Genomic DNA, 13,185 nt, shown 5'->3' on the forward strand with positions numbered 1-13,185 from the left:
AATGATTTAAAAGGGTTTATCAATTACTGAGGGTAAGTATTAATCTGGTTTATATTATAACACCTAATTAATTAATTGCATTTAACTATTATTTTAGTTATAGTATATGCGTTGAAGCCAATGACTTAGCGAAAATAGTATGGGGTATACTAAAATTCAAGCTTTGACGTAACCATAAAAGGGGGTTTATTTAGAATGCAAATCAGGGGAATCCATTCTTTCGAACGTATCGACACTGATACTAAACAGCGATATAAGATGTATAAATCAGGTAGACAGTGGGTATACGCTGGCTTGATTACAACATTCTTTGTGACATTACCAATTTTAAACAGTCAAACGCTGAACGCAAACGCTGATACTACTGACACAACAACGACCAAGGAGACGGTCGTTACTGGCAGTAGCAGCGGTGATTCGACACAAGCGGCTGCGACGAGTACTGCCGCAACTGCTGCAAAAGCTGGTGCACAAGTAAGTGCCAGCAGCCAAGCGCTGAACCAAAGCACTGATGCTAACTCAACTTCTACTAAGACGGTTGAAAGTGCACCAACAATTGGTCAGCCAACCGTTACCACTAATGGCGATACGGCGACCTTAACTGGAACCGCAACTGCTGGTGCCACCATTACGGTGAGTGTCAACGGTGCGACCCAGTCGACCGTAACGGCCACTGGTACCGGGACTTATACTGCTACAGCTAAAGCCGGTCAAACGGTTCAATTAACTGCGAGCCGCAACGGTCAAATGAGTGCTAGCGTGACCGTATCAATTCCAGCAACGAGTACGACGAGTGCCGCTGCAACTAGCTCAACCGCTGCTAAATCAGCAACAAGTGCTGAAAGCACTAAAGCTAGTGCCGCCAGCACGACGAGTTCATCAACTTCAGCAACGAGTGCCACTAGTCATAGTAATACCGTAACTGCGAGTGCGGCTGCTAAAACGACGAGTGCTGCTAGTGAAGTTGCTGCTGAAAAGACCACGGTCAGTGATCCGGCTACGACTAATGATGCAACCAACACGGTTTCAACTCAAAATGACTTAACAGGTGCCACAACGACGGCACAGAATAGTTCGGCAAGTAACGGAACTACGACAAATGCCAATAACTCAACGAGCACAGCTAATACTGCTAGCGAAGTTGCCACTGGTCAAACTTTCTTAACAGATGCTGCGGCGCAAAAGATGCAATCTTCATTAGCAGTGGCTAAAACCGCTAGCTTATTACGGACAGCTATCTTGGCAACGCCAATGGTTGAAGATGCTACTGTCTTAACGAGTTCATCCGATGCAACTACCACTGGTTCTGATGGTGGTACTGGGGTTGGCTTAACGTCAACACCAACGCAAACTTACAATGCTGACGGGAGCTTTACCGTTACTGGACAAGCAACTGCCGGTTCACGGGTCACATTTAAGAGTGCTGCCGGTGCGACAATTGTTTCGGCAAATACTGCCAGCAATGGTACTTATACCGCTAATCTGAACAACGTTAATTCAGGCGACCAAGTCTCAATTACTGTTGCCAAAGATGGCGTGACTTCGACTGCGCAATTATTAACTTTAACCAATAATACAACTGATACAAGTTCAATCGGTAAGACCGGTTTACTTGAAGGTCAAGTCTTCGGTAAATCAGGTTACACGGTTGATAACACCGCAACGGCTCAATTAGGGCAAACAGATGCCGTTGCTAAGATGATTAAACAGGCCAATGCCGCTAACTTAAACCAGAAGAACTCTGGTAAAGTTTACGACGAATCAGGAACGGCCGTTAACCCAACCAATGATAATAGTACTGATAATAACGATAGTTATGATGATGACATTCTCTATGGTGGGAAGACTTACGTTTCTGGTGCGAATAAGGTCGCCTCAATTGGGGTCGACATTATGAATGACCAAGGTGCAATCAGTTCAGACGATAACAATTTGCAAACACGTTACACTGATATTATTACGGCCATTGAAAACCCAGGACTTTCAGTTAAGTTATTAGGGTCAACGACCAACGGTGCCACATTTGGATTTGATAACCGGATCAGTAACTCGGTTAAGATTGGGACTTGGACTGTTCAAAGTGCCAACCGCGCCGGGGCTATTGTTAAAAACAATGATACTGGCGAAACCTTCCAGATCACTGATGCCACTTCAATGTCAAATAACTTATTTGGTTCAGCTGGGGTTAAAGCCGGGGATAAATTAAGTAATACGGCCGTTATTGAAACGACCTTCACCGGTGGCCCAATTGAAAACTTATTCAAGATCTTTACTGCTGGGATCACTGGGATCTTAGGCGCTGCTGGGGTAGTTGCCTTAGTTCCTGATACAATTGCGCAAATTGTTGCAATTATTCCAGCTTTGAAGAAATCAGCTTACTATGCTGGTCTACAATCTTCTGTTCAAAAGGTTAAAGATGACCAAGCTGCTTTAGCTGCTTTGGGTGGTAACTCGATTGCCATTACAAAATTAGCTGGTGTGACTAAACAAGCAGACGGTACTTACAAAGTAACGAATGATTCAACGTTAACTGAATCATTAACGAACTACTTACAATCTGCAGTTAACACTTGGATCGTTGACTTGTATGACATGATTGCTTCATTGATCGCAATGTCAAACACTAGTGTTAATGGTGGTGGGACTGCTCTTGGTAAGTTACCAGTAGTTGGTGACTTATTACAAGGCTTGACTGATACCTTAAACAACAAAGTTCAAGGCGCCTTTACAACTGTGACCCAATTTATTGCCGATACAGTTGGTGAAGCCTTAGGTCAAGTTGCGGACTTATCAATTAGTGGGGTTCAAAAGGTCGTCTTACCAGTCAGCTTTACTGATCCAGACTTCTCTTCACAAAAGACCACTAGTGGTAACCAAACCTTAGCAACTTTAGGTGTTGGGGACTTTGCGCAATTAGTTGTTAGTTCAACACCAACCTTGTACGGTGTTAGTCCTAAGACCCCTGTTCAAACGTCAATCGTTTACCAACGGGTCAATACGTCTAATTTGCAAAAACAATATGATTCATTAACAACGGAACAAAAATTGAGTGCCGCTGGGGTTGCAGCGCGTTTAGTGCTACAAAACTTAAGCGCCACTAAGTACAATGATGATGATCCGTTGAATGCAACGAGTCCAGACGCAATTGCCACCGATTCTGATGAAGATGGTGTCTCAGACTTTAATGAAATGTATATTGATCATACTAACGAACATGTTGCTGATACTGACGAAGACGGTTTAACCGACCTCCAAGAAAAGCAATATGGGACTAAGGCTGGGAAACCAGATGATATTTTATCTGGTAACGAAAATGCTTTAAAGGCTGATCAAGATAGTGATGGCGATGGACTCAGTGACTTCGATGAAGTGACTAAATATCACACTAACCCAATGCTAGCCGATACCGATGGTGATGGTTTGAGCGACGGTGCTGAAATTAAGGCCGGAACTAATCCATTGATGGTCGATTCTGACGGTGATGGGATTGCTGATGGTAAAGATACCGATCCATTAGGTGGCGATCCTAAGTTCACTGAAGGCGTCGATACTGATAGCGATGGTATTCCAGATGCTGTTGAATTACAAATGGGAACCGATCCTAACAATCCTGATACCGATGGCGATGGCTTGAATGATTTCCAAGAACTTCAATATGGGACGAACCCACTTAAAGCAGATACTGATGAAGATGGCGTTAGTGATGGTCAAGAAGTTACTGATCACACTAATCCACTTAAAGCAGATACTGATGGTGATGGGTTAACCGATGGCGAAGAAAAGACTCGTGGGACCAATCCATTAATGATTGATACTGATGGTGATGGCTATAATGATGGCCGTGCCCCTCAGACTGCCTCTGAATTGGATATCAATACTGCCTTTGAAAACATTGGTGGGGTTGAACTCTCAACGAATGCAATCGTTAAAGGTAATTCAAAAGATGGTTATACCGTTACTGGTCAAGGGACTGCGGGCGCAACTGTCACAGTAACTAACGCTAGTGGTGCCACAGTTGGTACTGGTACTGTTGGGACTGATGGTAACTACTCAATCACTGTTCCAGGTTCTGTTGGTGCAAAGGCAACGTTGAAGCTAACGCCTTCTAAAGACAGCAGTACTGGTGATTCAATTACCGTGATGACCCCAGCTGATGCCGCTACTTCTGGCGATAACTCTGGTTCCGGCGACAACTCCGGTTCTGGCAACAATTCCGGCTCCGGTGACAACTCCGGTTCTGGTAACAATTCCGGCTCCGGCGACAACTCTGGTTCAGGCAACAATTCAGGATCAGGCGACAATTCTGGTTCCGGTAATAACTCTGGCTCCGGTGATAACTCCGGTTCTGGCGATAACTCTGGTTCAGGGAATAACTCCGGCTCCGGTGACAACTCCGGTTCTGGTAACAATTCCGGCTCCGGCGACAACTCTGGTTCAGGCAACAATTCAGGATCAGGCGACAATTCTGGTTCCGGTAATAACTCTGGCTCCGGTGATAACTCCGGTTCTGGCGATAACTCTGGTTCAGGGAATAACTCCGGCTCCGGCGACAACTCCGGTTCAGGTAACAATTCCGGCTCCGGCGACAACTCTGGTTCTGGCAACAATTCAGGATCAGGCGATAATTCCGGTTCAGGGAATAACTCCGGCTCCGGTGACAGCTCCGGTTCTGGTAACAATTCAGGATCAGGCGACAACTCCGGTTCTGGTAACAATTCAGGATCAGGCGACAACTCCGGTTCTGGTAACAATTCAGGATCAGGCGACAACTCCGGTTCAGGTAACAATTCCGGCTCCGGCGACAACTCTGGTTCTGGCAACAATTCAGGATCAGGCGATAATTCCGGTTCAGGGAATAACTCCGGCTCCGGCGACAACTCTGGTTCAGGTAATAATTCCGGCTCCGGTGACAACTCTGGTTCAGGCAACAATTCAGGATCAGGCGATAACTCAGGTTCTGGCAACAATTCAGGGTCAGGCGATAACTCTGGTTCCGGTAACAATTCTGGCTCCGGTGACAGCTCCGGTTCTGGTAACAATTCAGGATCAGGCGACAACTCCGGTTCTGGTAACAATTCAGGATCAGGCGACAACTCCGGTTCTGGTAACAATTCAGGATCAGGCGACAACTCCGGTTCAGGGAATAATTCCGGCTCTGGTGACAACTCCGGTTCTGGTAACAACTCAGGATCAGGCGACAACTCCGGTTCTGGCAACAATTCCGGCTCCGGTGACAACTCTGGTTCTGGCAACAATTCAGGATCAGGCGACAACTCCGGTTCAGGGAATAACTCAGGATCAGGCGACAACTCTGGTTCTGGCAACAATTCAGGATCAGGCGACAACTCCGGTTCTGGCAATAACTCAGGATCAGGTGATAACTCCGGTTCTGGCAATAACTCAGGATCAGGCGATAACTCCGGTTCTGGCAACAATTCCGGCTCCGGTGACAACTCCGGTTCTGGCAATAACTCAGGATCAGGCGATAACTCCGGTTCTGGCAACAATTCCGGCTCCGGTGACAACTCCGGTTCTGGTAACAATTCCGGCTCCGGCGACAACTCCGGTTCAGGTAACAATTCCGGCTCCGGCGACAACTCCGGTTCTGGTAACAACTCAGGATCAGGTGATAACTCCGGTTCTGGCAATAACTCAGGATCAGGCGATAACTCCGGTTCTGGTAACAATTCCGGCTCCGGTGACAACTCTGGTTCAGGTAATAACTCAGGATCAGGCGACAACTCTGGTTCCGGTAACAATTCTGGCTCCGGTGACAATTCCGGTTCCGGTAATAACTCAGGATCAGGCGACAACTCTGGTTCTGGTAACAACTCAGGATCAGGCGATAACTCCGGTTCAGGGAATAACTCAGGTTCCGGTGACAACTCCGGATCAGGCGACAACTCCGGTTCAGGGAATAATTCCGGCTCTGGTGACAACTCCGGTTCAGGCAACAATTCCGGCTCCGGTGACAACTCTGGTTCAGGGAATAACTCAGGATCAGGCGATAACTCAGGTTCTGGCAACAATTCAGGATCAGGCGACAACTCCGGTTCAGGGAATAATTCCGGCTCTGGTGACAACTCTGGTTCAGGAAACAACTCAGGATCAGGCGACAACTCAGGATCAGGCAACAATTCCGGCTCCGGTGACAACTCAGGTTCAGGGAATAACTCAGGATCAGGCGATAACTCAGGTTCTGGCAACAATTCAGGATCAGGCGATAACTCTGGTTCTGGTAACAACTCAGGATCAGGCGATAACTCCGGTTCAGGGAATAATTCAGGTTCCGGTGACAACTCAGGTTCCGGTAACAACTCCGGTTCTGGTAACAATTCCGGCTCCGGTGACAACTCTGGTTCAGGTAATAACTCAGGATCAGGCGACAACTCTGGTTCTGGCAACAATTCGGGTTCTGGTGATAACTCTGGCTCTGGCGATAACCAAGGCAGCACGATGAAACAACCAACGAACGTCACTGTTAAGAAACAAGCTGATGGTTCGGTTGTTATTGCTGGTAAAGGTGAAGCTGGTGCTACCGTTACAGCCCGTGATGCGAATGGCAAGTCAATTGCTACGACCACTATTGGAACTGACGGAACCTTCACGTTGACTATCCCAGGTAGTGCAGTAACTTCTGGTGATAAGATTACAGTTGTTCAACAAAAAGACGGTAAGACAAGTGATGCGATTAACATCACCATTCCTGCTGACCAACCAACGAGCATGGTAGTGACTGTTGATGATAATGGTTACGCACATGTTACTGGTAAAGGGACACCAGGTTCAACAATCTACGTCTTTACTGCTGATGGTGATTCATTAGCTTCTGGTAAAGTTGGCGCTGACGGTAACTTTGATATCCAAGTACCATTGGATAACAGCAAGCCTGGGACGGTCTTAGCAATTGTCCAAGCCACAAATGGTGGTTTGAGCAATGCAATTGGCATTAAGGTGCCAGCTAAGCAACCAACTAAGACGGTTGTTAACAACAAAGATGGTAACATCACAGTTACTGGTGAAGGAACACCTGGTGCAACGATTACAGTTACGGATAGTAACGGTAATAAAGTTGCAGAAGGCACTGTTGGCAAAGATGGCACGTTTACTATTACGATTCCTAAGGGCTCAATCAAGCCTGGTCAATCAGTCACAATCGTTCAAACGACTGACGGAACTGACAGTAACCCAATCACGATCAAGGTACCTAGTGAAGAACCAGGTAGTCTCAATGTCACGAACAATGACAAAGGGATTACAATCACCGGGACTGGCAAGCCAGGCGCAACGATTACCATTACGGATAGCAACGGTAATAAGCTTGGTGAAGCTACTATTGGTTCTGATGGTAAGTTCACAATTACGGTTCCTAAGTCTGGTTTAACGCCTGGTGACAAGCTTTACGTTACTTCGACTGACGAAGGTATTGCAAGTAACCCAGTTGCCATCACGGTTCCTGAAGTGGATAAGACAACTGGTTCTGGCGATACGACCAATGGTAATGGTTCAAACACTGGTAATGGTAGCGATACTGGCAACGGTAATGGCACCACTAACGGTAATGGCTCAACCACTGGTAACGGTAACGGAACTGGTTCAACAACTGGTAACGGCTCGACGACTGGTAACGGTTCAACAACTGGCAATGGGACTGGGACCACAACTGGTACTGGCACTAACGCTGGCAACGGAACTGGTTCAACGACTGGTACTGGTACGACCGCTGGCGATACGTTGAACAATGGTTCAAATCTCGCTAAGTTGGCTAAGGACAGTAGCAAGCAAGCTACTTCAAACAATGGTTCATTGCCACAAACTAACGATTCTGTTGAAGGATCATTAGCAGTTGCAGGCACGATCATGCTTGGTTTAGTTGGTTTGTTAGGTGCTCGGCGTCGTCGCGAAGACATGATTTAAGGTTTTAGTGAAACGTTCACTTTAACTTGAAATAAATTGATTTAGGAAAGGAGTAATTCAGTGATGAATTGCTCCTTTTTTTGGAAACAATTCATCACTTTTAGTTGGAGGGCCGTTTAGGTGTGTCACTAATAAGTTAGTTTCTTTGTAAAACTATTACATGACGCACATAATTAACATCAGCGTACTTTAACTTGAACAATCTGATTTGAAGAAAGCGTCATTCGGGGGATGAATGGCACCTTCTTTTTGGAAAAATAAACTGTTTAGTGGGGAAGAGTGCAAATGTATTATTTTTTGGATAGTAACATTGGACAATTAGCTTCAGGACTGGAGCACGCGGAATTTAAGCGTATTAAGTTATTTAATCGCTTCAACGTTCCTGCCAAGATTGTGACGACACAATATTCCGCGGTGACGCGTAGTTGTAATCGTTTTTGGCAGCTGGAAGAAAAGAATTTTGTTAATTTATATGATTTTTATGCAGGCACGGAACAGTTTAAAGGACCGCAGTTAAAGCTGTCAGACTTGCCAATCGCGCGGCAAAGTTATCGGATTGAAACTAATCCTGGTAGTGCGCGGTTCTGGGATGGTAAACGAGAAGTGGCTGAAGTCCATTACTTTAAAGATGCCCAATCGCCAATTAGTACCATCGATTATTTTGATGGGGATGCTCAGAAGATTCGCACGGATGTCTATGACGAGCGTGGTTTTAGAGCCTATTCTAAATTTTTTGCAACGCAAGATGACATTAGTCTGGGCTATTTAGCCTTAGAACAGTTTGTGACATTGTCCGGCCGACCTTATCTGGAAATCACGTATCGTAAACGTGGTGATCGCGTGTTTGCGACCAATCATCGTTTAATCACAGCCGATGGTGCGAGCTATTCTTATATGAATCAGAATCACTTGATGGCTAAATTTTACGATGATCTAAATGCCCGTGACGGGGGTCATTCAACGTTTATTTCTGACCGCACGATGGTGGTTAATCTACCAATGACGATGATGCAGACACCGGCACGAAAAATTGAATGGGTGCATAGTATTCATTTCAGTCCATATCGGGAGCCATTTAACTCGGAATTAGTGTACCCATCATTGCGTAACACCGATCAGCTGAGTCGCTTGGCGATGGTGGTCAATGCGACGCCACAACAAGCGGATGACATGCGACAACGTTTGCGAACACAAGTGCCAATTACCAACATTCCAGTGGGGATGGTCAGTGATGAACGTTTGGCAGCGCCACGACGGCCAATCACGCCTGATTTCCGGGAACGTGGCAAAATCGTGGTCGTGGCGCGGCTCTTCTTTGAGAAGAATTTAAGCGCAACTATTCGGGCCTTTAAAACAGCGCATGATCAGTTAAACTGGTTGACACTAGATATTTATGGCTATGGCGATGGGTCGGATGGCAATCAAGAGGAACGCCAGCTGCATCAACTGGTTCAAGAACTTAATTTGCAAGATTGTGTGCAGTTTAAAGGCTATACCTACAATATTGCGGCTGTGTATGAGCAAGCTCAATTAATGTTACTGACCAGTCGATTTGAATCGTTTGTCTTAGCCCTATTAGAAGCTAATTCGTATGGTGTGCCGGCAATTTCGTATGATACGTATTACGGTCCAACTTACATTATTAATAATGATCAAAATGGTTATATCGTGCCTTATGGTGATGAAGCGGCGATGGCGCAACATGTCATCGATGTCATGAGTGATCCGGCTAAGCTGCAACGGCTCAGTACCGGGGCTTACGAACGTGCGGCTGATTTCTCGGAAGCCAAGATTTGGCAATTGTGGCAAACTAAGATAATTGAAACTGATCCAGCATTGGATTTAGACTAAAGTAAAGGCGCGTTTAGGTCTCGTTATTGAGATCTGAACGCGCCTTTAAGTTATTTTTGATCGTTAATGGCAGCCAATAGTCGTGTTTCGTTGTAGAACAGCAGGATCACAAACATAACCACGTACAAGGCTAAAGGAAGCCAGGCATAGTTTAACGTAATCATGTGCTGGGTCGCCACGTTCTGAGCGTGGTTAGCGGTATAACCGGATAAGTGGAACAAACCAGCTGTCACGAGCCCACCGAGGCCAAGGCCAACGTTAACTCCGAAGTCATCGGTGGAAGCTAAAATGCCTTCCGCTTGGATCCCCATACTCATCCCAAAACGAATAGTGTCGGCGATCATGATGGAAACGAGCCCAATAATCAAGCCGTTACCAACGGAGTTAATAAGGGTGCCGCCGAAAATCAATGGCAAGTTTTGTAACTCGGCGCCACTTGCCAAGATCAATTGACCGCTGGCGGCGACCAAAATACCCGTTAACATCGTTCGCTTTTTCCCAATTCTGCGGGAAGCGCGGACGATAAGCACTACCCCAACCAAGGCGGCAAACGTAAAACCGTTGACAATTGGCACTAAGTTTTCATTATGAATCAGATATTTAAAGTAATAAATGGTCGTCTGATTCTTGATGGCCGTGGTCAGCCAATAGAGAAGAATCACGACTGAAATCACGATCCATGGTTGGTTCTTTTTGAGCATGCCCCAAACTTCGCTAAGGGACTGGTGGGCGCGTTCGGGTTGGCTGAAGCGTTCCCGAACTTGGAAGAACGTATTCCAGATGAGTGCCAGTGAAATAATACCAAATAAAATAATCGTTAATAAGAAGCCCAGTTGTTGATTGCCATGACCGAAGAAAGCGACTAATGGCAAGGTGAAGACTGCCACAATAATTTGAACGGAGCTACCAAAGAATTGGCGGATGACGCCTAATAATGTTAATTCGTGTTCATTTTTCGACATCGTCGGTAGAATCGACGTGATCGGTAAGTTGACGGCCGTGTAGAAAAAACCGAGACCAAGATAAGTGACGTAGGCCCAAGCCAATTTACCCGTAGCGCCAAAGTTAGGGGTCACAAAGGTCAGCATGGCAAAAATAACGTAGGGCAGCGCGTACCACAAGAAAAATGGGCGACTTTTACCATACCGTGAATGAGTATGATCAATCATAATGCCGATCAGCAAACTTTCAACCACATCTGCCAAACGGGCCACGACGAAGAGAATCGCCGCCGCACTCGCTGAAAGGCCGTAGACATCGGTGTAGAAGAAAAGTAGGTACGTGGTCATCATTTGAAAGACTAAGTTATCCGCGGCGTCACTCAAGCCATAACTGATTCGTTCCGGCCAAGCAGTTTGCCAAGGTTGTTTCAAGACATCATCTCCGGTATAATAAGTTTTACAAGTCTTAATTGTACACTATTTAAGTTATCAACGATATTTTAAATCGTTGTTGGTCAAGGTTAATATGGCCTAAGTGCAGTGTCCTTTAAGACTAGTGTAACTTTTAACCGGTCGTTTCCAGACTAAAAACACTCAACTAATGATTTAGTTGAGTGTCGGTGATTAGTTTTTGGTTAATTTACTGACTTTCGTTAGTGCTGGAATCAAGCCTAAACTGTCTAAAGTTTGGTTAGGCAAGACAACGGTGTTGGCACTACCATCAGCCAGTGCCTTGACAGCTTCAGTGTTCTGGAAGATGAAGTAGTTTTCAGAGGACTGACTCAAAGCTTCGTTAAGAATGCGTGTCCGATAAGCATCCGCGTCCGCTTCAGTTTGAACCGCGGTGGCTTTAGCCGTCGCACTGTTCACTAAAGCTTCGTTTTGAGCCTTGTTGGTGGCAAGTAACGCCCGGTTATTGGCTTCGTTTTCCAAAGTAATTGATTTACTCTTACCTTCAGCGGTCGCAATCGTCGCATCCCGTTCCCGAGTGGCTTGCAACAGTTTATTCATGGAAGCTTGGATGTCTGAGGAAGGGTTGACGGAGTCAATGTTGACCCGGTCGACGTTAAGACCATAACCAGCAGTAACTGAGGAAATTTCCTTGAATAACGCGGCGTTGATTTCTTGCGTCCCATTCAAGACTTCGTTCAATTCCTTATTCCCAATAATACCCCGTAAAGCAGCCCGCGTATCTTGAATCATGCTCCGGACAGAATCCTCGTTTTTGAATACAAAGTCTTCTATATTAGTCACGTGATATTTAAGCGAGATCTTTACCGAGATCTCAGCGTTATCCTTAGTGATCACGACTTGCTGATTCAAGTCGACTGGCGTTTGGGCCGTGTTGACTGTGATCACGTGTGAAATAAATGGTTTAATAAAATGGAAACCAGAATCGATGATGCGTTCAAATTTCCCGAAAGTTAACACGATGCCTTGATTCGGTTGAGTGATGATCCGAATTGATGCAATCAAGATGGCAATGAGCAATAAGACGACAATAATACTGATAATCAATGTGAGCATAAGACGATTCCCCCTATTAGTGCGGTGTAACGACCGCCACCGTTAAGCCGTGCGCATTGGTTTGCACGATTTCGACTAAATCCCCAACATGTAGCGGCGTTGCGGCATGGATATGATAGAAGATGCCATAAAACATCACGCCATCAGTTAAGTCTGCTCGTTTGAGTTTGAAACGTTGGCCGATTAAGCGCTGATCTAAGTAACCTTCTGTCATAACCCTGCCCACCTTTATTGTGATGGGTTAATTATAAGCTGTTTGTGGGGGAATTGATAGTCTCACGCAGCTGCCAACAATTTGGGCAAAACTAAAAAAAGTTAAATTTTAATCAAAAATTTAACTATAAGTATTTATTTGTTCGAATAACTAATATACTATGTGTGAATAGTATATAGTATAAAGCTTAAAAGTCGATTATCGCATGATAAAGTTTTGGGTGACGTGAAAAAATAATTTGGCGTATGATAATTAACCACTGTAACCTTTTGAGGATTAACCAATTGTCTGGATTGCGCGTGAACTGGTATAGGAAAAGTAAACATGCACTAACTAGCCATAGACGATAAAGTGATTTACAATTAATTGTTCATACAATAAATTAATTGTCACTTGGTATTACTGTATCTTATATTGGTATTTGGAATAACCGTTTAAAGCGTTAAACCTCAACGTTTAAGCTATTTACATTTTTTATATTTTCGTTAAAATATGACTTGTAGATAGGTAATTCTGGTTGCACTTAATCCTAGCATCTATCAAGGGGAACGTGGGGTTAGGTATGATCACCAATGAAAATGGCCATTTTCAACAACCTAGTAGCATGAATTCTACAATGTGGGCACATAGGTAAACGTGATCCAAATAGTTCTGGCCTGAGACGTGTCAGACCTTGTGATTATTTGGGCAAGCACGTGATCAAGTAGGATTGCTTTGAGGGTCGATAGGTTAGAT

Annotated in this window: 5 protein-coding genes; 2 read left to right on the forward strand and 3 right to left on the reverse strand. The window is 45.1% G+C overall.

Annotated features, from left to right (window positions below):
* The first annotated feature begins 195 nt into the window (after positions 1-195).
* Positions 196-7,917, forward strand: coding sequence for an Ig-like domain-containing protein (locus tag RA086_RS01435; RefSeq protein WP_308702150.1), 7,722 nt, complete (start codon positions 196-198; stop codon positions 7,915-7,917).
* 285 nt (positions 7,918-8,202) lie between these two features.
* Positions 8,203-9,768 carry a glycosyltransferase gene (locus RA086_RS01440; RefSeq protein ID WP_308702151.1) on the forward strand — a complete coding sequence of 522 codons (1,566 nt, stop codon included), beginning with the start codon at positions 8,203-8,205 and terminating at the stop codon, positions 9,766-9,768.
* A 50-nt stretch (positions 9,769-9,818) separates the two neighbouring features.
* On the opposite strand, the gene RA086_RS01445 is transcribed toward RA086_RS01440, so the two are convergent.
* From RA086_RS01445 to RA086_RS01455, 3 genes are all read right to left on the reverse strand, one after another.
* On the reverse strand, positions 9,819-11,141 hold the full coding sequence (locus RA086_RS01445) for an MFS transporter (protein ID WP_308702152.1): 1,323 nt from the start codon (positions 11,139-11,141) through the stop codon (positions 9,819-9,821).
* A gap of 192 nt (positions 11,142-11,333) precedes the next feature.
* Entirely contained in the window at positions 11,334-12,236 is a 903-nt protein-coding gene (locus RA086_RS01450; RefSeq protein ID WP_308702153.1) for an SPFH domain-containing protein, read from the reverse strand.
* A gap of 16 nt (positions 12,237-12,252) precedes the next feature.
* On the reverse strand, positions 12,253-12,450 hold the full coding sequence (locus tag RA086_RS01455) for a hypothetical protein (RefSeq protein ID WP_308702154.1): 198 nt from the start codon (positions 12,448-12,450) through the stop codon (positions 12,253-12,255).
* Positions 12,451-13,185: the final 735 nt, after the last annotated feature.

The organism is Lactiplantibacillus brownii, from assembly GCF_031085375.1.
Lineage (GTDB): Bacteria > Bacillota > Bacilli > Lactobacillales > Lactobacillaceae > Lactiplantibacillus > Lactiplantibacillus brownii.

Bases quoted from the DNA above. Each gene is read 5' to 3' on its own strand.
- RA086_RS01440 (WP_308702151.1), top strand. From the start codon at position 8,203: ATGTATTATTTTTTGGATAGTAACATTGGACAATTAGCTTCAGGACTG.
- RA086_RS01450 (WP_308702153.1), bottom strand. From the start codon at position 12,236: ATGCTCACATTGATTATCAGTATTATTGTCGTCTTATTGCTCATTGCC.
- RA086_RS01435 (WP_308702150.1), top strand. From the start codon at position 196: ATGCAAATCAGGGGAATCCATTCTTTCGAACGTATCGACACTGATACT.
- RA086_RS01455 (WP_308702154.1), bottom strand. From the start codon at position 12,450: ATGACAGAAGGTTACTTAGATCAGCGCTTAATCGGCCAACGTTTCAAA.